The organism is Alteromonas sp. MMG017, from assembly GCF_018100795.1.
In the GTDB taxonomy this organism is placed as follows: Bacteria; Pseudomonadota; Gammaproteobacteria; order Enterobacterales; family Alteromonadaceae; genus Alteromonas.
Genome location: NZ_JAGJDY010000004.1, coordinates 326,333 through 348,409 on the forward strand (window position 1 = coordinate 326,333; position 22,077 = coordinate 348,409).

A 22,077-nucleotide genomic window follows, 5' to 3' on the forward strand; every position below is an offset into this window, starting at 1 on the left:
ACTCGCTTTTGCATTAATTATAGTCTCTGCATTAGTAGGACGCCGTGCTGACACGCAGTAAAAATCACTGCTATTACATCAACTTCAACTCGGAGAAAACATGAAGTTTATCATGCCTTTCAATATCATTTCGTGGATTAAATGTGACGCTGCTTTGGCGCAAATGAAAGGCAACCGACAACGCTGGTTAGCACTCTTCTCTCTTATTTGTTTTTCTGGCTACAGTCTGGCTGCTACTGATAACACTACGCAGCCAACCCGTGAAATTCTTACTCAAAACGGTGTTATTTTGCTTTACCATCATGTGTCTGAAAACACGCCGAAAAGCACCAGTATATCGCCTGATATGTTCAAGCAACACATGGCGTATTTAAAACAACACCACACTGTTTTACCTTTAGCAAAAGTGGTTAACGCTATTTTAGATAACACACCACTGCCTTCCAATACCGTGGTCGTTACTTTCGACGATGGCTATGAAAACATCCTCAAAAATGCCCACCCCATCATGGTTGATATGGGGTTCCCTTACACTATATTTATTAATCCAGGGGAAATTGGCAGCAATAGAAGCCAGCTTACTTGGGAACAAGTTAAGGCGATGCATAACGATGGTGTCACCTTCGCTAACCATACACTTGATCACTTGCATATGCTTGATGGCAGAACGTCTAACAATGGTGCTGATAGCGAAACTAGCGATGAAGCTTGGCTTGAAAGGGTATGGCAGAATGTTGCAGACGCCGAAGCCATTATTGATAGCAAAATTGGGGAGTCACTTAAATATTTGGCCTATCCTTTTGGTGAGTTCAACCAAAAGCTAGCAGATAAGATTGCCCAAGAAGGCTACATTGCGTTCGGTCAACACTCAGGCGCTATAGGCCCTCACAGTAACTTTCAAGCTTTACCTCGCTTTCCCGCAGCAGGCCCTTATGCCAACTTAAAAACACTAAAAACCAAACTAAACAGTATCGCTATGCCGCTATTATCGACCAGCTTCGAAGGTGAGCATATCCCTGAGGTAAATCGAGATAGGGTACAAGGTTCTAGTGAAGACTCGATACTCCCCCCTATAACGCTAACTATTAAGGGCGATGATGTCCGCTTAAGCCAAGTAAATTGCTTCTTTTCAGGCTCTCCGGTTGAAACAAATGTTGAAGGCAATGCTGTTACCTTCAGTATTACTCAAGCACTTCCTGTTGGACGTTCGAGAGTAAATTGTACCGCGCCCTCAAATTCTCAATCAGGAAGGTATTATTGGTATTCTCAGCCATTTTTTGTTGCAGATAAGAACGGGAATTACCCAGATTAGTTAAGCTGAAAGTGCATGAACAAAACGCACGAAGGTGCCGTTCACTGATTGCTCTTTAAAATTAACATTTTGATAAAATCGAATAGCCGCGATATTGCTAATTTGCACGTCTAGCACCAATGCCCGCTTTTTAAGTTCTATGGCGTAATCACGCATGTGGGCAATCATAGCCCTGCCGATTCCGCCGCGCCGAGCAATGCTATCTACCGCTACGTGACCTAACATAAGCTCTGTCGCACTTGGAGGGGTTAAGCCTACAGCAACCGCTTGATTGCGCATTAGTACTGCCATCGCATCATCGAGATTGTAGAAGGTGGTAATGCTGTCTAACGAAGCACGGTCAAATACTGGCCCCAACTTGGTATGCCACGCCGTAATGACACCTACAACAGCATCATCGACTACCGCTACCCAGTGATTATTACAGCCATATTGCCCATACTTACCTTTCCATGCATGGGTTAAAAAATCGAGAGTATGCTTTGTATCACCATTACCAAAAACGGAAACCAATAGATCTTCAGCGGCACTTAATAATAAGGGCACCGCTTGGCCAGCATCAGACACAAGACCTTGTCGGATTTTTATATCCATGCCTCCCATGCCCACCTATAGTGCCGAGTTTGAATTAAATGATGTTGTAATCGCTGGCATATCATTGAGAATTTGCTGTGCGTCACTAATCGACAATTCGCCAGGTTCACGTTTTGGCTTAAAACGTCCTATCACCTGTGCTTTAGGATTAATGAGCACTACAGATGCACTATGATCGACAAGATAATTAGGATTGTCTGTACTTTCAGCAATTGCGTACATCATGCCTAAGTTTCGAGCGAAGGGAAACAAGGCTTTATGCTCACCGGTCGCGGCAATAAAGTTGGGGTTAAAGTAGCCGATGTATTCGTTTAACCTTTTAATCGAATCACGATTTGGATCGATAGAAATAAACACTACTTTAATAGGAAATTCAGACTCAATCGCCTGCATTTGTGGGTAAATGCTGTTCAGTTCAGCCATCGTAGTCGGGCAAATATCGGGGCAAAATGTATAACCAAGAAACAACAAGCTCCACTGATTTTCTAGCGAAGCTTGGTTAAATTCATTTCCTTTATTGTCAGTCAGCGAAAAAGGCGCAATGGCGCGAGGCTCAGGGTAAGCCTGAAAATATTCGGGAGAACTGCCATTAGACTGCCCCGTTGGCGACAAGTAAATTGCCCCAAACACCCCAGTCAATAATGCTAATAACGCAACAACGCCTACAAAAATCCGTCGGTTCATAAACTCAGTGGTACGTAATGATCGAATAACAATACTACAAACAATACCATGAGATGAACAATTGAGAACTTAAAAGTTTTCATCGCCGTTTGACTTGTGGCGGCAAATTTCAATTTTACTGCGTAATACATAAAGCCAATATTTAAAAGCGAAGAGCCAATAAGGTAAATTAAATCGCTCATGCCCACCAAGTAAGGCAATAGACACACCAAGCTAAGCAACACAGTATAAAGTAGCACCGAGGTTTTAGTAAATTCTACCCCATGGGTAACCGGTAGCATGGGCACTTTCGCTTTTGCGTAATCCTTTTCACGATGAATAGCCAATGCCCAAAAATGTGGGGGGGTCCACGTGAACACAATGAGTACTAACAACAACGCATGGGCATGAATTTCACCGGTGACAGCGGTCCAGCCGAGAAGCGGCGGTGCAGCACCTGCTATACCCCCGATCACTATATTTTGCGGCGTGGCCCGTTTTAGAAACATGGTATACACCACGGCATAGCCCACTAAGCTAGCAAGGGTAAGCCAAGCGGTAAGCATGTTCACCCATAAACTCAATACAACAAAGCCCATTACGCCAAGGCCCGCAGCAAACCACGATGCCTTAGCGATACTCACTTTCCCTTTCGCCACAGGCCGATTAAAGGTACGGGCCATTTGGCTATCGATTTTATGGTCGACCACATGATTAATCACTGCGGCCGATGCCGACAACATACCAATACCAAGTAATCCACACACCAACGCGGTGGCATCTACCCAGCCCGGCGAGGCTAAGCACATCCCCACTAACGCCGTGAGTAAAAGTAGCATCACCACATTAGGCTTTGTCATTTCGTAATAGTCGCGCCAGCTGATTTTTGCATGCGAGTTGCTCTTTATTTGAGAGTTGCTCTTTGTTTGCGAGATTGGCGAGTGCTTAGCTGCAACAGCGTTATTTAAAGGGATAGATTTAGCCATGATGACCTCCAGTAGAATAGGAGAAAGAAGAGGTTGAAGGAGCAACTGACCATGTCAGCCATATCAATGTAAGTAATAGCATGGCGGCAACTGCATTGTGCGATACCGCGATAAACAAAGGTAAACTAAACAAAACGTTACTTAGACCAAGCGCGACCTGCACACATAGCACTCCTAGCATGAGTACACACCCTTTTTTCACCGCCGGTGATAACTTACTGCTTCGTAGCCACATGAAAGCCAATACCGTAAGGTAAACAAAGGTAATGACAGCGCCGAACCGATGCACGATATGCATGGTGGCTCGCTCACCATAATTGTGTGCGCCAAACTCATAGTTTTGTGCTTCGGGCACACTGTATGCGCCTTGAAAATCTAACCGCTGCTGCCAGCCAGGCTCACAAATTGGCATATCGGTACAGGCGAGGGCTGCGTAGTTAGCTGATGTCCAGCCGCCTAAGGCGATTTGCCCTACTAAGATAGCCATACCTAAAAATGCCATTGCAGTCAGCTTGTTGTTTTTACCCGGGTAATAGGCACCCTCGTTTAATGGTAGCGCCGTAGTGCTTTTGGGTTGTTGCACGCTAACTGCATTGTGCTTTCTAAGGCGTAAATAAAGTAAAAATAAACAACTTAGTACGCTAAAGCCTCCTAACAAATGCCCCATAACCACCACAGGCAATAAATTGAGGGTGACTGTCCACATGCCAAGCGCCGCCTGAAAAGTCACAAGACCGAGCAGCAATAAAGGCAGCTTAACGGGTGTACCCTTATGACGCTGCTTTACTGCAATAACAGCAATGGCCAAAATACATAGCCCTAATGCCCCTGCAAAATAGCGGTGAATCATTTCGTTCCATGCTTTGTGCGCTTCCACAGGGCGCTCTGGAAACGCCGTATTGGCTGCGGCAACTTTCGCATCGCTTAACGGCACGGTAAGGTTACCGTAGCATCCCGGCCAATCAGGGCAGCCTAAGCCAGCATCAGTAAGGCGAGTATAGGCCCCTAAAATGATGACTATTGCAGCAAGAAAAAGGCTAAACAGCACCAGTTTTTTCATAGCATCTCCTACCCAATCCGAGATAGTTTCAGAAGCTTTTTAATGTCGGCCAGCATGCTTCGACTTTCCATTACAGCAGTGCTTCTGTCACTGTCTATTTGGTAATACAACATGGCATTATTTAAGGTATCGACGATATACACACTTTGCTGTTTAAGGTTGGTGATAGGGGCATCGCTGAGGCTCAAGGTATGCACGTTGGCGTACTCAGATAGTTGCTCTAGTGCTGTTACATCACTTTTTCCAGTGAACAAAACTAAAGCTTCTGCCCTGTCAGACTCTTTGCCTAACGCCAGCCACACTTGATTAATGCTAAACAATGCATTTTCACAAATGGCATCACAATTTTCAGGCAAGACATACAACAAGCGCCATTTTGGCTCTGTGCCTTCTAAAAGCGATGAAACATCAATGGTAGGCTGCAGCAACGCACCTTTATTTGTAGCACCTTGGTTGAACCAGTCATTCTCTAACGCAAGCTTAGCTAAAATTACTGGTAGCACGAACACGGCGACCATGATAATTAAGGTTTTCTTCGAGGCCGGATTACTCATATTGACGTCCTTTTTTCATAATTGCGAAACCGCCAATCAAGGCGGCTGCGATAGCAAGACCAAACCATTGAATGGCATAACCCAAATGCTTTTCAGGCGGCATGACAACACTGTTATAACGCCTAACAAAAAGGTCATTCTTTGCGGTAAGTACTACTACATAAGGTAATAAGTTAAGTGATAGCAATTCACTGGCGGTACTGATTGAAATTTGCTGAATACGTGCCGGAAAGCGTGATGCTGATGTAAGCGTTTCTTTTACTAACGGGTTATGACTGGGCAGACTCACCACTCCTTCAAATTGTTGTGAGTGGTGACTAATTTTCACAGCCGGTAGCGAGCGTGATAAATCTGGTGCAGGCAACCAACCATAGTTAACCAAAACCCACCCTGCGTTGGTTTGCACTGGCGCCAGCACGTCGTAACCTACCCGTTGTTCATGTATTTGGTTATCGAGCAATAACACCTTGTCACCGTTTGGCGTACCTTCAAAAGTTACTGCTCGATCTTCGGGCGCTTTCATTGAAAGGGCATCAATGAGCGACAGGCTTTCTTTCCCCTGTTTTTCGGTTATGCTAGCGAGGCGTTGTTGCTTTTGTGCCATTCGGTCTAGTTGCCAGACCCCCAAGCCACACATCGCCATTACACATAAACTGGTAATGACGATAGCGATTAATTTGGATGCTCTAACCTGATTCATTTGGCCAACCTGCACACTACTATTGAGGTCTATATGTTGATAAAAATAATCTTGGTTGCATTGGTGCTTTTCATGATCGTTAACCTTTTTATGGCCATGCGAGTCATGATGAAAAACGATCCCAAAGACGGTCCAATGAGTAAATACATCGGTCGCAGGGTGCTCACTTCTGCCATTATTGTGATTTTAATTTTAGTGGCAATTGGCACCGGTTTAATTACGCCAAACCCTCGACCGTACTAGGGTTTGGCTGCGTTTTTTTATCGGCGTTTATAAAACGTAAACAAAGATATAAAGCATCACCCACACCACATCAACAAAGTGCCAATACCAACTTCCGGCTTGAAAGGCAAAGTGGTTATGCGGCGTAAAATGCCCTTTTAGCACTCTAAAAAACATAACAATCAGAATGATGGTGCCAAGCGTCACGTGCATACCGTGAAAGCCCGTCAGCATGAAAAAGGTATTACCGTAAATGCCTGACTGTAGCGTTAGCCCTAGGTCGCGGTAGGCGTGAACATACTCTTCAACTTGTAAGAATAAAAAACCAATTCCCAACAAGATAGTAACGCCTAACATGACGGTGAGTTGCTTGCGTTTGTTCTGCTCTAAACCAACATGAGCAAAGTGCAATGTGACCGATGATATAAGCAAAATAACGGTATTGATGGTGGGTAGGCCAACCGCACTCATTTCCTGAGTAGTAATGCCCCCAGGGGTTGATACAAGCGGCCACATAGCTTCAAAGGTGGGCCATAACACTTCGTTAGTCATCGCGTTATTTGATGCACCGCCTAACCAAGGCACTGAAATGAATCGGGCGTAATAGAGGGCGCCAAAGAAGGCGGCAAAGAACATAACTTCAGAGAAGATAAACCAACTCATTCCCTGCCGATAAGAACGACCTAATTGGTCGCTATAAAGCCCAGACATAGACTCATCAATTTGGTTTTTAAACCAGCCAACCAACATCACCATCAATACGACAAACCCAGCGAGAAGTGTATAACCTCCATAGCCTGATTCACCTTTAGTGGCTTCAATGACAAAGTTGCCCGCGCCAACGGCAATTAAAAATAGCGCCACCGCACCGACAATCGGCCATGGGCTTTGTGCTGGTACATAGTATTTCTGATAATCTGGGTATTTCTGATATTCTTGCTGCATTACTCTCTCCTTATCCCAATACCTGTTATTTACCACTTTCAGGTTGAGGGACCATGTAGGGATTCGGTTTTGTTTTCATGTCACTTGCTCGCGCGGTCACATCAAACAGGGTGTATTGCACAGTAAAATAACTAATATCTTCAGGAAGCTGTGGATCGACATAAAACTGCATGGGCATGTACGCCTCAGCCCCGGCACTTAAAGGCTGTTGATTAAAACAAAAGCATTCCGTTTTATTTAAATACAGCGCCGCCATACCTGGTGAAACCGACGGAATAGCTTGCGCCATCATATTGTTAGATGCCGGGTTTCTGACGTAAAACGACACCGTATTTAGTTCCCCTGGATGTACTTTCATACGGCTAGTTTGCGCTCGAAATTCCCACGGCATACCGGTATTGGTGCGGGTGATAAATTCCACCGTTACCTCACGACTTTCATCTATTTCGATAGACTCATATACCGCTGCGGTATTTTCGGTTTTGCCATTAATACCGGTAACATCGCAAAATACGTCGTAAAGTGGCACTAAGGCGAACCCAAAACCAAACATACCAAACACAATAACGACGAGTTTTATCACCATTTTGTTGTTTGCATTGGTTTGTGTCATGGTTACCTCCCGTGCCTACTTTTTGTGCTGATACATGATCACAATTTAGCGACTATTTTGCCTGCTTTGCTTTCATTACCTGTACTGCTTGTTCTACTTACCTTACTGGCATTACTTCTTATTCTTATTTAACAACCGGCGGCGTTTCAAAGGTGTGATAGGGTGCTGGAGAAGGTATTTCCCACTCTAGTCCCTCAGCACCTTCCCACACTTGAGCAGATACTGGCTCACCTTGCTTCTTACAGGCCTTAATTAACAATGCTAAGAAGATGAGCTGCGACAACCCAAAGGCAAAGCCGCCAAGGCTTATCCATTTGTTAAAGTCAGCAAATTGTAAGGCGTAGTCAGGAATACGACGTGGCATACCAGCTAGCCCCACAAAGTGCATAGGGAAGAACAACACATTTACAGACACAAGTGAGCACCAGAAATGCCATTTTGCTAGCCCCGTGTGGTACATTTTTCCTGTCCACTTGGGTAACCAATAGTACACCGCAGCCATAATCGAGAAGATGGCACCGGTGACCAGAACGTAATGGAAGTGTGCGACCACGAAATAGGTATCGTGGTATTGGAAATCGACGGGCACGATGGCTAGCATTAATCCTGACAGTCCCCCAATGGTAAACAATACGATAAACGCAATGGCAAACATCATGGGCATTTCAAAGGTAAGAGAGCCGCGCCACATGGTCGCCACCCAGTTGAAGACTTTCACGCCTGTTGGCACCGAAATAAGCATGGTGGCAAACATGAAGAACATTTCCATATACACCGGCATACCGGTGGTAAACATATGGTGAGCCCACACCACAAAAGACAGCAGCGCAATAGAGCCTGTGGCGTACACCATTGAGGCATAACCAAACAGCTTCTTCCTAGAAAATGTAGGGACAATTTGAGAGATAATGCCAAAGGCTGGCAATATCATTATGTACACCTCGGGATGCCCAAAGAACCAGAAGATATGCTGGAACATAACGGGGTCTCCACCACCTGCCGCATCAAAGAAGCTGGTGCCGAAGAACTTATCTGTCAGCACCATGGTGACAGCCCCCGCCAAGACCGGCATTACTGCAATAAGTAAGAAAGCAGTGATGAGCCAAGTCCATACGAATAAAGGCATTTTCATCCACGTCATGCCAGGGGCACGCATATTGAAAATGGTCACAATGACGTTAATCGCCCCCATAATGGATGAGATACCCATAATATGTACCGAGAACACAAACAACGCCGTCGAGTCGCCGCTGTAGGTGGTAGAAAGCGGTGCATAGAAGGTCCACCCAAATGCTGGGCCGCCCCCCTCTAAAAAGAGCGAGCTAAGTAATATCAGAAAGGCACCGGGTAATATCCAGAAACTCCAGTTATTCATTCGCGGCAGAGCCATATCTGGTGCACCTATCATCATAGGAATTAGCCAGTTTGCGAGCCCCGTAAAGGCTGGCATTACCGCACCAAATACCATGATAAGGCCGTGCACTGTGGTCATTTGGTTAAAGAAGTTTGGCTCAACAATTTGTAATCCAGGCTGAAATAGCTCAGCGCGGATCACCATTGCCATGGCGCCACCAATTAAAAACATGATAAAGGCGAACCATAAATACAAGGTGCCTATATCTTTGTGGTTAGTGGTAAACAACCATCGGGTTATTCCTTTTGGAATATGACTATGATGGTCATGATCTTCGTGATGCGCCGAGGTATCCGGCGCAATGACATCAGTTGCTTTACTCATTACGCACTCCTAGTTCCCATTAACGACGGCATTAACATCTTTGGCCTGCACCATATCGCCCGTGTTATTACCCCACGCATTTCGCTCGTAGGTCACCACAGCCGCAATGTCTTTCAGGCTTAACATTTTTCCGAACGCCTGCATGGCCGTTCCGGTTTTACCGTTCAACACAATATCGATATGGGCAGTTTGGTCTTCAAGAACCATCTCACTGCCTTTAAGCGCAGGAAAAACGCCAGGTAACCCTTCGCCGTTAGGCATATGGCAAGCTGCACAGGTGGCGTTATAAACCCGCTTGCCTTCATCCATAAGTTCATCCATCGACATATTCATTGACAGTAGACGTTGCTCTTCCTCTTTCGCTTGGCGAGCGGCTTCTTCTTGTTCATCCATCCACGCATCAAATTCGGCAGGCTCTTTAGCGATGACCACAACTGGCATGAAGCCATGATCTTTTCCGCAAAGCTCGGCGCACTGCCCACGATAAATACCAGGCTCGTTTACCTTTGCCCAAGACTCATTAATAAATCCGGGGTTAGCATCTTTTTTCACCGCAAAATCTGGTACCCACCACGAGTGAATAACGTCATCTGAGGTAATAAGAAAGCGCACTTTTTGCCCTGTGGGGATCACCAGTGGACGGTCGACCTCAAGCAAATAATTCGCGCCTTTCTCGAATTTGTTTTCAATTTGTTCTCGCTGAGTTGCCATTAACGAATAGAACTCAACGTCTCTGTCCATATATCGGTAATGCCACTTCCACTGAGATCCTGTAACGACAACAGTAAGATCGGGCTCACTGGTATCTTCCATCGCAATAAGGGTTTTGGCCGCAGGAATAGCCATTAGAATAAGAATAATGAAAGGGACTACGGTCCATGCAATTTCCACTTTTACATTTTCGTGGAAGTGAGCGGGTTTCGCCCCTCTGGATTTACGGTGTAAGTACATTGAGGCAAACATAACCCCAAAAACCGCAACGGCAATTGCGATACAAATAAAGAACATCAACATGTGGAGGTCGTATACTTGACCACTTATGTCGGTTGCGCCTCGGCGCAAATTTATGGAAGAGCCTTCGCCCGTTGCTACATCAGCAAACAGTAGTGGCGAGGTAAGCAAAAGTGGAAGCCCGCAGAGCCACTTTGCCGCTTGTGTCGTTACTCGTTTCACTCAACACCTCCGTTATAACAGAAGCATTACGCACTGGTTGCGCTGCGCTTCTGGCAACTGATACCCGAAATCCAACTTTTAACTGAAAGACCTAGCCTTAGTTGTAAAACAAAGTTACAGCTATTGTTATTATTTTGTTAAATACAGTATAAGAATTGCTCAATAAAACGCACAAGTCTAGTCTTTTCTAAGAAAAAACAATTACAGCGTTCAATTTTTAACCAAAAGTTGTATGTAAGAGAAATGACTCACGTCACAGCGTATGGACGCTATACAGGTAATTAGTGTGCCCGTTTGAAACGCTCATTTTGAACGAGATAGGCAAATAGAAGATGGCTATAAGTTTCTTATAATCAAAAGGTAGTCACTTAATAGTGAATGTTTTTCAAACAGACTAGATGACTGAAATAGTATTCGCTAGTACCAAAAAGGGTGACATAAATAGAAGATAAAATGTGGGAGCCAGATCTGCTGGCTTTTAAGGTATTTCTTAGGCTTAAACAAGATTATTGTACAAGCAAGGTATATTAAACATACAAAAAAGCGGCCTATAAGCCGCTTTCTTTATTAAATAGCTAAAAGGTTACATCCAGTCAGCATTTCGAATAACACCAACGGCAATCCCTTCAATGGAAAAAGGCTCTGAAGCTAAGTCGACCTTAATAGGAGAGAATTCGTCATTTTCAGCATGAAGTAATACTTCGCGACCACGCTTTTCAAGGCGTTTAACGGTAACGTCTTCATCAACACGTGCTACTACCACTTGCCCATTATGAACATCCGTAGTGCGGTGCACGGCTAACAAGTCACCATCAAGTATACCTATGTCTTTCATACTCATACCGCTTACACGAAGTAAGAAGTCAGCGTGAGGCTGAAACAGAGCAGGGTCGACCTTATAGTGAGATTCAATATGCTCTTGCGCTAAAATAGGCTCGCCCGCAGCTACTCGGCCAATAAGAGGTAGCCCTTCTTCTTCAGGAGCTTCATCTTCAAGGGGGATATTCAATTTAATACCACGGGAAGTACCTGGAAGAATCTCGATGACACCTTTTCGGGCCAACGCTTTTAAATGTTCTTCAGCGGCATTCGCAGAGCGAAAACCTAAATGACGGGCAATTTCTGCACGGGTAGGCGGCATGCCAGTTTCGAGCATGGTTGTTTTTATAAGCTCGAGAACTTCTGTTTGTCTTGCTGTGAGTGGGCGCATAAAAGACCTGTCTGTCTATACAGTTCCTGTAAGTATATACACCTAAAAGGAAATGACAAGCACAAAGCTTTGCAAAGCATGTTTTTTACACCGCCCTAACTAGAATGCAAAAAGCGGCCATGAAGGCCGCTTTGTATATCACTACTATTTAGCGTGACTAAAACTTATATTGCAAGCTCAAACGTGCATTAAGCGGCTCGCCGGTGGCAATATTGTTGTCGTTGTGTGCAGACGGAAAATAATCTTCGTCGAATAGGTTTTCCACGTTTAGCTGAATTTTAACGTCTTCACTGTAGTCGTAATAAAGTGCAGCGTCTACGCGAACAAAGTCAGGTAGCTCAACCGTATTATTTAATGAAGCATACTGCTCAGATTGATAAATCACGCCTAATGCAACTCGCCATTTATCATTTACTTCATACTGATTCCATAACGTCAGCATATGTTCTGGTAGCTGCGCTAAGTCACGGTTCGCCAATGTGCCATCTACAATTCGACCCATTTCTTCGCCATCGAGGTTGCTGTAACCAGCATTTATTACCCAACGCTCTGAAAGTTTACCCACCACCTGCACTTCAAAACCTTTGGTTTCGGTACCGGTTAAAATAGACGCTTCTGGGTTGTTAGGATCTTGCGCTGTGCCGTTTTCACGTTCCACTTCAAATGCTGCTGCGGTTACGCTGAGCGAGTCAGATAAATTCCACTTCACGCCAATTTCTTTATTTTCAAACTCTTCAGCTTCTAGCGCTTGGCTTGAAAGAGAAAGGGTAAGAAATTGATCACCTGATCGCGGTAGGAACGATTTGCTGTAACTCGCGTAGACTGATACTGATTCCGCTGGCTTGTAAATTAAGCCTGCACGAGGCGACACTTGTGAATCAGAACTTGATAGAAAGCCGCTGTTACCATCGTCAGCACCATTAGCCACTTCAATACTGTCTACCACGTCGATATCAAAGTTATCGTAGCGAAGACCGGCCACCACAATCCAATTATCGTTAAGCTTAATTTCATCTTGTACGAAAGCTGAAGTAAAGGTGACTTCTGATGCACGATCTCTTACTGGGTCTGTTAGCGTCATTGAGGGAATAACCAATGGATCGCTGAACACGAAGGATACTTGATCATCTTGGCTATCGGCAAAAAATGCATCACGGCGCGCGTTTTCTGTATCTTGGCTGCCGTACTCCATTCCTGTTAATAAAGTATGGTTAATATCACCTGTGGCAAACTGCCCAATAAGGTTTAATTGAACCAACGCATTCTCACGAGTAGTGGTATCACGATACCCGTCTAAGGTAACCGTACCTGCATCAGCATCAAAATTAACGGGGTACAAGTTTTGATAAGCTTTATCATAGTCAGCAAACTGAACGGTACCGTTTAAGTTCCAATGTTGCGATAGTGCGTGATCAACACGCACACGGGCAATATGCGCTTCAAGCGTGGTATTGTTGAAGTCGGGATCACCAAAGTAGGTATCGTCATAGCCATCTAGCGGCGCACCATCTAATGAAGGGATACCTCTATCTACTAACCGGTCATCGTTTACGTATTCGTAAGATGCTACAACCGTGGTGTCGTCTGAAGCCATCCATGTGTAGGTAGGGTTAATGGCGTAACGTTCACCATCTTTAAAATCACGATGATTATCAATACTGTCAAACACACCATTAAAACGAAAAGCATTGTTCGCATCTATGGCTTTATTGGTATCTACACTAATAGAGCCAGCGCCAAAGGTATCTATACCTGCTGACAGTGTGGTGAAGTCTTCTGCGCTACTGGCCACTTTAGTCACACGGTTAACGACACCACCGCCGCCGCCACGACCAAATAAAAGCGCGTTGGCACCACGCAATATTTCAACGCGTTCTAAATTATATAGGGGGCGGAAGTATTGAACGTCATCGCGAAGCCCATCAACAAAGAAATCGGCAGTAGTGTTCTGACCACGAATAGTCACCTGATCGCGATGGTCTTCACCCAGCCCAATGCTCACACCTGGCGTGTATTGCATAACATCGGCAATACTAAACAATGCTTGTTCTGAAATTTGCTGTGCACTTACTACCGATACTGACTGTGGCACGTTAACTAATAATGTAGGGGTTTTAACCGCTGTGGCGACTTGTTGGCCGAAGAATGCGCCGCGTACGGTAATACGCTCAACGCTTTCATCTGACTCAGGCATAGTGTCTTGTGCAAAAACAGGTGTGCCATAAAGCGCCAATAAAACAGCAGTAGAAATAGTTGCTTTACCAAGTTTCAAGCAAGTCTCCTCAAGTGATAATTCAAACAGTATTGAAAATGATAGATATTCTTATTTATAGCGGATTCTAGTTAGATTTATTTATAATTAAAAGGTGTATTAATAAAAATTAAACTTTTGTTATAAATGAAAGCGTCAGCTTAACTAGACAGTCTGTTTAGATAGCAATAATGAATAAGAGCAGCACCTTTAATTAGGTTTGCGCCGAGGTGACAAGTTTGGCATTAAGGCATAAAGTAACCTTTCTTCTATTTATCTTTAATCAGAGTATTTAATTCCTCATGTTGCATTTCCTCGACTATACCCCCGAGCTAGCCCCTCATTTTGACCGCATAAATAGAGAGTGGATCACCAAGATGTTTCGTTTAGAGAGCGTTGATGAGGCCGTTATTGGCAATCCTCAGTGTAATATTATCGACAAGGGTGGATACATTTGGTTTGCTGAACATCCCGATTTTGGCATTGTAGGTACATGCGCATTAATGAAAAAAGGGGATGGGGTATTCGAACTTACTAAGATGGGTGTGGTCAGTGAAGCAAGAGGATTAAAAGTAGGCGAAGGCTTGTTGCAATATGTATTGAATAACGCCCCTGCTATTGCTTTTAATACGTTATTTCTTTTAACGAATAAGAAGTGTGAGGCCGCCATCCATCTTTATGAGAAAAATGGCTTTGTTCATTGTGAAGAAATCATGCAAAAATTTGGTTGTGCTTATGAACGCTGCGATGTGGCTATGCATTACAAAGGTACTGCCACCAAGTGATATGTGAGTAAAAACACGCTCAATCAATATGCTATGGGGACAATTTAAACTAATGACTCTTCTAAACAGCCCCACGGCCTCTGCATGACATTGCTCGAGATGTGGTACACTTCACCCGTTTTAATTTCATAGGATTACAGAATTCATGTCGTGGATGCGAAAAGCCCTTTTGTCGCTATTTCATTATCCTGTTAAGTTGCTGGTTAAAGCCCACAGCATTCCCGTAAACGTAGAAACTGAGCTTGGCATTGATAAGTCGAAGCCCATCGTTTACTTGCTTCCAGCAAACTCGGTAACCGATCAATTAGCGCTTAGAATGTCAACAGAAGCACTAGGCCTACCGAGCCCGACTGATACGCTAACATTAGCGGGCAGAGAATACCCTTCTACGCTGTTTTTACGTAAAACCCAGCCGATTTTTCGTTCACAAGCTGACGATACGGGTATTGAAGATGTGTTTACTGACTTGTTTCATTTGCACAGAGATCATCATCAATTAGACCTTCAAGTGGTGCCAGTATTCGTAACCTGGGGCCGAGCGCCTGGGCGAGGTACACCTGGATTAGCCGATCTTATTGCCGACAATGCAGCACCAAGTTGGCTGAGAAAACTCTTCATTGTGATGTTCTTGGGCCGCGATAATTTTATCAATTACTCAAAAGCGGTATCGGCGCGCGCCATGTCAAACCAACATGGCAGTGACAAAAGTATTGCACACAAATTAGTACGAGTAGCGAGTACTCACTTTCAGCGTAAACGCCAAAGTATGACAGGCCCTACATTGTTAGAGCGCCAAGAGTTGAACAACAGTGTACTAGGCTCTGATGCCGTGCGTCGCGCTATGGCAGAAGAATCTCGTAGTAAAAAAATTACCCATGATGCATCTAAAGATAGAGCGCAATCATACGTTACCGAAATAGCCGCCGATTATCGCGAAGGGCTGATACGCTTTGGCGACCGACTACTTACTCGTATTTGGAACAAAATTTATAACGGCATAAGTGTTGGCCACTCTGAACGTATTCGAGAATTAGCCGCAAACGGCCATGAAATTGTTTACGTGCCTTGTCATCGCAGTCACATGGATTATCTATTGCTGACTTACGTGATTTATCATGAAGGTATGGTAACCCCACACATTGCCGCAGGTATTAACTTAAATTTCTGGCCGGTAGGTAAGATTTTCCGCCGAGGCGGTGCCTTTTTCTTGCGCCGGAGTTTTGCCGGTAATAAGTTGTATACCGCCGTTTTCCGCGAATATTTAGAGCTACTTTTTAATAAAGGCTATTCGGTAAAATATTACCCTGAAGGTGGCCGAAGCCGCACTGGTCGTCTTATTCCACCTAAAACAGGCATGCTAGCCATGACCATTCAAGCCATGCTTAAAGGTGTGAATAGGCCTGTTAGCTTGGTACCCGTCTATATTGGCTACGAAAACGTGATGGAAGTGAAAAGCTACCTGAACGAACTTAAAGGCACTAAGAAGCAAAAAGAATCTAACTGGCAAGTGTTCTCGGCTATTCGCAAGCTTAAGAACTACGGTCATGGTTATGTAAACTTTGGTGAGCCTATCCAGCTAAATCAATTTTTAGAAACCCATGTGCCAAACTGGCGCGATTGCCGTGATGCCGAGCCAGAGAAAAAACCCGCTTGGCTAACGCCGGCGGTAAACGAATTGGCCAACAATGTCATGACACGTATAAATCGCGCAGCAGCGGTAAATGGCATGGCGTTAACATCGCTGTGTTTACTGTCATCAAAAACACAAACTATGAGTGAGTCTGAGCTTAAACAAGCCATGGGCGACTTTATCAGTTTATTTAAAAACGTACCTTTCAGTGCCGATGCCACCATACCTGATGCCAGCGCGAAAGAATTGTTTGACGATACCTTGAAGCTTGGCAAGTTTGAGATTGATGAAGACGACTATGGTCGATTAATCAGCCCTAAACCTAAGTCTGCGGTTTATCTCACCTACTATCGCAACAATATCTTGCACTTATTCGCATTGCCGGGATTAATTATGGCCTGTGTATTTGCGCATAAAGGCACAAGTAAAGCGTCAGTTTTCCAGTTAATTGCTGCGCTATACCCGTTGTTGCAGCGCGAGCTATTTTTGCATTTATCTCAAGATGAAGCCCTTGCTCATACCGATGCGCTTATTGATGCGTTAGTGGACCAAGGCCTTCTACGTATTAAAGAGGGTGATTTACTTCCACCTGATGCCCAGCAAAAGCAGTTTCATTCAGCATGGTTGTTAAGCCGTTGTATGCAAGAAACCTTGCAACGTTATGCGGTAGTACTGACTATTTTAGATAAAGAGAAAGTGATTAGTCGCGGCGCACTTGAACGCACTAGCCGCCAAGTGGCAGAACGCTTATCTACCCTTTATGGGCTAAGCTCACCTGAGTTTTACGATAAGAACGTGCTTTCTAGTTTTATTAGCGCATTAAAAGACAATCATTGGTTAGACTCCACAGAAGATGGCAGTCTGAAATACTCTGAAGAGTGTGAAGCACTTCGGGATGATGTGATGGCGCTAGTATGGCCTGAAATGACCCAGCATCTAGAGAACGTGGTATTGCATAACTAGCCTATACTCCGTCCGTGTGTTTGCAACTAGTTATTAATTACTAGTTACAATAGTGCTGTACACTGAAAAGATTGTTATCGATACCACAAAAAAGCCGAAACGTTGGAATACAACGCTTCGGCTTTTTTATTGATTTAGAATACGCTTTACCTCGCCCCAAGGTAAGCCGTGCTTAACGTGAAGCGAGGTAAAGCGAAAACGGTTTGCTCTTTACTTAGATGGTTGTGACAAGAAGAACTTATAGGCAGGATCTTGTGTTACTTCATCTACTTTGTAGCCAAGCTCAATAACATGCTCATTGAAAGCGTCTCGGCTTTCTGGCGCAATATCAAACCCAACCAACACTAACCCTTCTGCCGCACCGTGGTTACGGTAATGGAACAAGGTAATGTTCCACGATTCACCCAAGGTGTTTAAGAAGGTTAGCAATGCGCCAGGGCGCTCTGGAAATTCAAAACTGAACACTTGCTCGTTCAATATCGCCGGAGGTCTTCCCCCTACCATGTGACGAACGTGTAGTTTGGCTAATTCGTTATTGGTTAAGTTAAAGCATTGGTAGCCTTTAGCTTCTAAGTCGCTTTGCAGGCTTAGGAACTCTTGCTGACCGCCTTTTAATTTAACCCCAACGAAAATATGAGCTTCGTCGTCATTAGCATAACGATAGTTAAATTCAGTAATCGCTTTTGCGCCAACACATTCACAAAACTGCTTGAATGCCCCTTTGCGCTCGGGTATTTTCACCGCGAATACGGCTTCTTTTTGCTCGCCCAGTTCACAGCGTTCAGACACATAACGCAAAGTATGAAAGTTAATATTCGCGCCGCATAAAATGCCGCCCAGCTTCTTACCGGTAAGGTCGTGCTGCTTGGCATACTTTCGAATAGCCGCTACAGACAGCGCCCCAGCAGGCTCAGCAATAACACGGGTGTCATCAAAAATATCTTTAATGGCACCGCATATTTCATCGTTGGTTACCGTCATGGTTTCATCAATTAGGCGATTACACAGCCTAAAGGTTTCTTGCCCCATGACTTTAACGGCAACGCCATCGGCAAAAATGCCTACGTTTTCAAGTGCAGCAGGTGCACCTTCTTTTTGCGCCAAGGCAAAACAGGCAGACTCTTCCGATTCAACGGCAACAATTTTAATCTCTGGCTTTAATTGCTTTAAGTAAACCGCAATACCGGCCGCTAAACCGCCACCGCCTACCGCAACAAACAAAATATCCAGGTTAGGGTTTTGCTCTAGTAGTTCACGAGCAACCGTTCCTTGACCCGCGATTACATCAGGGTCATCGAAGGGCGGCACAAAGGTGTAACCATGTTCTGCACAAAGCGCTTTCGCGTGGCCACTGGCTTGATCGAAACTCGTGCCATGCAGGACAACGTTTACATGGTCGCCGCCAAAACGACGTACTGCATCCACTTTGATGTCAGGGGTCGTTTCAGGCATCACAATAGTTGCCTGAATGCCCTTGCGCCTAGCGCTGTACGCCAAACCTTGTGCATGATTACCGGCTGAAGCACCGATAACACCTGCACTAAGCTGAGCTTCGCTTAACGAACTTATACGGTTATAAGCGCCGCGTAACTTAAATGACTTTACCGGCTGCTGATCTTCACGCTTTAAGAATATTTCATTGCCTAATTCGGCAGACAACAACGACATGTAAGAAAGCTCACTGCTTACGGCTACGTCGTAAACAGGGGCTAATAGAATTTTCTTTAAATAGTCGTGATCGCTAACGGTCATAGATTTTCCAGTTTCGATACATCACGTACTGCACCTTTATCCGCACTGGTGGCCAATGCAGCAAAAGTTTTCAATGATGTTGATACTTCACGAACGCGATCTTTAGGGCGCCAAGGCTTATCGCTGGCTTCCATTTTCGCGCGGCGCTCTGCGAGTTCTTCGTCGCTAATAGCGATGTTGATGCTACGATTTGGAATATCAATTTCAATCTTATCGCCGTGCTCTACTAAACCAATACCACCGCCACTGGCAGCTTCTGGTGAGCAGTGACCAATCGACAGACCACTTGTACCACCAGAGAAACGGCCATCGGTAACCAATGCACACGATTTACCTAAGCCTTTCGACTTCAAGTATGACGTGGGGTATAGCATTTCTTGCATACCCGGTCCGCCGCGAGGGCCTTCGTAACGAATGAACACCACATCGCCTGCTTTCACATCGTCTGCCAAAATACCGGCTACGGCATCATCTTGGCTTTCGTAGATACGTGCAGTACCGGTGAACTTCAAAATAGATTCATCAACACCAGCGGTTTTAACGATACAACCATCTTCCGCCACATTACCGTATAACACGGCTAGGCCACCTTCTTGGCTAAAGGCGTTTTCAACCGAACGAATACAACCGTCTTCACGATCTGCATCTGCTTCATCCCAACGACAGCTTTGGCTGAACGCTTGGGTAGTACGAATACCAGCAGGGCCTGCGCGGAAAAATTTAATTGCATCGGTATTCTCTGGGTTAGTGATATCCCAATCGGCAATTACTTCTGTAAGCGACTTACCCAACACATGGTTTGCATCACCATGCAGTAAGCCACCTTTATTTAATTCATTCAAAATACCCAATACGCCACCAGCGCGGTGCACATCTTCCATATGGTATTTCGGGGTAGACGGTGCCACTTTACATAAGTGCGGAACCTTACGTGACAGTCTATCGATGTCGTTCATGGTGAAAGGAATTTCACCTTCCATTGCTGCTGCTAACAAATGCAAAATCGTGTTAGTTGAACCGCCCATGGCAATATCTAAGCTCATGGCGTTTTCAAAGGCATTGAAGTTAGCAATGTTACGTGGCAACACGCTTTCATCATCGTCGCCATAGTAACGTTTACACAGCTCTACAATTTGCGAACCCGCTTTTTTGAACAAACCTTCACGGTCTGCGTGGGTCGCTAGCATTGAACCATTACCCGGAAGCGATAGACCTAGCGCTTCAGTTAAGCAGTTCATTGAGTTTGCAGTAAACATACCTGAGCATGAACCACAGGTAGGGCATGCAGAACGTTCAATTTCGTCGGTATCAGAATCACTTACTTTATCGTCAGCAGCGGCCACCATAGCATCTACTAAGTCGAGTTTGATGATTTGATCAGAAAGCTTGGTTTTACCCGCTTCCATCGGACCGCCTGATACAAACACAACAGGAACGTTTAAGCGCAATGACGCCATTAACATTCCTGGGGTGATTTTGTCGCAGTTTGAAATACATACAATAGCGTCGGCGCAGTGCGCGTTCACCATGTATTCTACTGCATCAGCAATAATTTCACGGGAAGGCAAGCTGTAAAGCATTCCGCTGTGGCCCATAGCAATACCATCATCTACCGCAATAGTATTAAATTCTTTTGCTACACCACCGGCTGCTTCAACGCTTCGTGCGACTAATTGACCCATGTCTTTAAGATGCACATGCCCCGGCACAAACTGCGTGAAAGAGTTAGCAATAGCAATAATAGGTTTACCGAAATCAGAATCCTTCATTCCCGTTGCACGCCATAAAGCGCGTGCGCCGGCCATATTTCTACCTTGCGTAGTCGTTGCAGATCGTAACTTGGGCATAAAATCCTTCCCGTTTAATAAATAGCTAAATTAATTACTTGTAAACCGGTGTTAACCAGTTCCATTTGTCTTCGGTAGTACCGTTGAAAAGACCGAAGAACATATCTTGTACTTCTTTGGTGATTGGGCCACGGCCGCCCGCACCTACTTCAATACCATCTACACTGCGTACTGGCGTTACTTCTGCCGCTGTACCACACATGAAGACTTCATCAGCTAGATACATAGCTTCACGAGGAATATTTTCTTCGCGAACTTCGTAGCCTTTATCTCTAAGTAGCGTCATACACGTATCACGAGTGATACCTGGAAGAATGGCTGCAGTTTTAGGCGTAGTAATCACAATGCCGTCGCGAATAACAAAAATGTTTTCGCCCGCACCTTCGCTGATGTAACCGTTAGTATCAAGGGCAATACCTTCACCGTAACCATGACGACGGGCTTCCATCGAAATAAGCTGTGAAGATAAGTAGTTACCACCGGCTTTAGCTCCAGTAGGCATAGTGTTAGCGGCTAAGCGGTTCCAAGAAGAAATACCAGCATCTACACCATTTTTAAGTGCTTCTTCACCTAAGTAAGCGCCCCACTCAAAGGCAGCAATGGCAACTTCAGCTTCTGTACCGAAAGGCACTTGAAGTCCCATACCAATATCACCGTAAAACGCGATAGGGCGAATGTACGCTGACTTCAATTTGTTCTCACGAATGATATCAAGGGTAGCTTGGTTAATTTGATCTAACGTGTATGGAATAGTCATACGGTAGATTTTCGCTGAATCGAACAAGCGACGGTTGTGGTCGTTTAAACGAAAAACACAAGTACCTTGATCGGGAGTGTCGTATGCACGTACACCTTCAAATACAGACGAACCATAATGAATAGCATGCGTCATTACGTGACAAGTCGCGTCTTTCCAATGTTTCAATTCGCCATTAAACCAAATATGTTCGGCAGGTTGCTTAGCCATGAGTAATCCTTCAAAAATTGAGCGTAAAGCCCGAACCGCGTTTTGCGGAAATATTAATACCGAGACGAATGATACATGACAGTGCGCGAGCGCCCAATACGCTGGATGCAAT

Annotated in this window: 19 protein-coding genes; 4 read left to right on the top strand and 15 right to left on the bottom strand. The window is 44.8% G+C overall.

Features of this window, described 5'->3' with window-relative positions:
- The first annotated feature begins 100 nt into the window (after positions 1-100).
- Complete coding sequence (locus J8L84_RS08310) at positions 101-1,312, top strand: polysaccharide deacetylase family protein (protein ID WP_211070274.1); 1,212 nt, start codon at positions 101-103, stop codon at positions 1,310-1,312.
- Here the strand turns inward: J8L84_RS08310 and J8L84_RS08315 are convergent, their stop codons facing one another.
- Genes J8L84_RS08315 through J8L84_RS08340 form a run of 6 tightly spaced genes read right to left on the bottom strand, consistent with a single transcriptional unit; the run spans position 1,313 to position 5,869 of the window.
- Positions 1,313-1,906 carry a GNAT family N-acetyltransferase gene (locus J8L84_RS08315; RefSeq protein WP_211070275.1) on the bottom strand — a complete coding sequence of 198 codons (594 nt, stop codon included), beginning with the start codon at positions 1,904-1,906 and terminating at the stop codon, positions 1,313-1,315. It abuts the gene before it with no gap.
- 15 nt (positions 1,907-1,921) lie between these two features.
- Positions 1,922-2,590, bottom strand: a complete 669-nt coding sequence (locus J8L84_RS08320) for an SCO family protein (protein ID WP_211070276.1) — start codon at positions 2,588-2,590, stop codon at positions 1,922-1,924.
- On the bottom strand, positions 2,587-3,555 hold the full coding sequence (gene cyoE, locus J8L84_RS08325; protein ID WP_247670644.1) for a heme o synthase: 969 nt from the start codon (positions 3,553-3,555) through the stop codon (positions 2,587-2,589). The genes J8L84_RS08320 and cyoE overlap by 4 nt, the downstream gene beginning before the upstream one ends.
- Positions 3,548-4,615, bottom strand: a complete 1,068-nt coding sequence (locus J8L84_RS08330; protein WP_211070277.1) for a COX15/CtaA family protein — start codon at positions 4,613-4,615, stop codon at positions 3,548-3,550. The genes cyoE and J8L84_RS08330 overlap by 8 nt, the downstream gene beginning before the upstream one ends.
- Positions 4,616-4,623: 8 nt before the next feature.
- Positions 4,624-5,169, bottom strand: a complete 546-nt coding sequence (locus J8L84_RS08335; RefSeq protein ID WP_211070278.1) for a hypothetical protein — start codon at positions 5,167-5,169, stop codon at positions 4,624-4,626.
- Positions 5,162-5,869 carry an SURF1 family protein gene (locus J8L84_RS08340; protein WP_211070279.1) on the bottom strand — a complete coding sequence of 236 codons (708 nt, stop codon included), beginning with the start codon at positions 5,867-5,869 and terminating at the stop codon, positions 5,162-5,164. Before J8L84_RS08340 ends, J8L84_RS08335 begins: the two co-directional genes overlap by 8 nt.
- A 33-nt stretch (positions 5,870-5,902) precedes the next feature.
- On the opposite strand from J8L84_RS08340, the gene J8L84_RS08345 reads away from it, so the two are divergent.
- The gene (locus J8L84_RS08345; RefSeq protein WP_057795172.1) at positions 5,903-6,112 is read left to right on the top strand and encodes a DUF2909 domain-containing protein; all 210 of its coding nucleotides are present in this window, start codon (positions 5,903-5,905) and stop codon (positions 6,110-6,112) included.
- A 27-nt stretch (positions 6,113-6,139) separates the two neighbouring features.
- Here J8L84_RS08345 and J8L84_RS08350 read toward each other — a convergent pair whose 3' ends face one another.
- The 6 genes from J8L84_RS08350 to J8L84_RS08375 form a co-directional block, all read right to left on the bottom strand.
- On the bottom strand, positions 6,140-7,036 hold the full coding sequence (locus tag J8L84_RS08350; protein WP_063457955.1) for a cytochrome c oxidase subunit 3: 897 nt from the start codon (positions 7,034-7,036) through the stop codon (positions 6,140-6,142).
- 25 nt (positions 7,037-7,061) lie between these two features.
- Positions 7,062-7,649 carry a cytochrome c oxidase assembly protein gene (locus J8L84_RS08355; protein ID WP_211070280.1) on the bottom strand — a complete coding sequence of 196 codons (588 nt, stop codon included), beginning with the start codon at positions 7,647-7,649 and terminating at the stop codon, positions 7,062-7,064.
- Positions 7,650-7,773: 124 nt separating this feature from the next.
- Positions 7,774-9,387, bottom strand: coding sequence for a cytochrome c oxidase subunit I (ctaD, locus tag J8L84_RS08360; protein WP_211070281.1), 1,614 nt, complete (start codon positions 9,385-9,387; stop codon positions 7,774-7,776).
- 9 nt (positions 9,388-9,396) lie between these two features.
- Entirely contained in the window at positions 9,397-10,560 is a 1,164-nt protein-coding gene (gene coxB / locus J8L84_RS08365) for a cytochrome c oxidase subunit II (protein ID WP_211070282.1), read from the bottom strand.
- A 583-nt stretch (positions 10,561-11,143) separates the two neighbouring features.
- Entirely contained in the window at positions 11,144-11,770 is a 627-nt protein-coding gene (gene lexA, locus J8L84_RS08370) for a transcriptional repressor LexA (RefSeq protein ID WP_057795164.1), read from the bottom strand.
- Between the two features lie 157 nt (positions 11,771-11,927).
- Positions 11,928-14,042 (bottom strand): TonB-dependent siderophore receptor, encoded by a 2,115-nt coding sequence (locus J8L84_RS08375; protein WP_211070283.1) that lies wholly within the window; start codon positions 14,040-14,042, stop codon positions 11,928-11,930.
- Positions 14,043-14,323: 281 nt separating this feature from the next.
- Between J8L84_RS08375 and J8L84_RS08380 the strand changes: the two genes are divergently transcribed.
- A complete protein-coding gene (locus J8L84_RS08380) occupies positions 14,324-14,806 on the top strand; it encodes a GNAT family N-acetyltransferase (RefSeq protein WP_247670645.1) in 483 nt (160 codons plus the stop codon).
- Positions 14,807-14,951: 145 nt separating this feature from the next.
- Positions 14,952-17,399, top strand: a complete 2,448-nt coding sequence (gene plsB / locus J8L84_RS08385) for a glycerol-3-phosphate 1-O-acyltransferase PlsB (protein WP_211070284.1) — start codon at positions 14,952-14,954, stop codon at positions 17,397-17,399.
- 210 nt (positions 17,400-17,609) lie between these two features.
- Here plsB and ilvA read toward each other — a convergent pair whose 3' ends face one another.
- The 3 genes from ilvA to J8L84_RS08400 are packed head-to-tail and all read right to left on the bottom strand — an operon-like array spanning position 17,610 to position 21,965.
- Positions 17,610-19,151 carry a threonine ammonia-lyase, biosynthetic gene (ilvA, locus tag J8L84_RS08390; RefSeq protein WP_211070285.1) on the bottom strand — a complete coding sequence of 514 codons (1,542 nt, stop codon included), beginning with the start codon at positions 19,149-19,151 and terminating at the stop codon, positions 17,610-17,612.
- The gene (ilvD, locus tag J8L84_RS08395) at positions 19,148-20,998 is read right to left on the bottom strand and encodes a dihydroxy-acid dehydratase (protein WP_211070286.1); all 1,851 of its coding nucleotides are present in this window, start codon (positions 20,996-20,998) and stop codon (positions 19,148-19,150) included. Before ilvD ends, ilvA begins: the two co-directional genes overlap by 4 nt.
- Positions 20,999-21,032: 34 nt before the next feature.
- Complete coding sequence (locus J8L84_RS08400; RefSeq protein ID WP_211070287.1) at positions 21,033-21,965, bottom strand: branched-chain amino acid transaminase; 933 nt, start codon at positions 21,963-21,965, stop codon at positions 21,033-21,035.
- Positions 21,966-22,077: the final 112 nt, after the last annotated feature.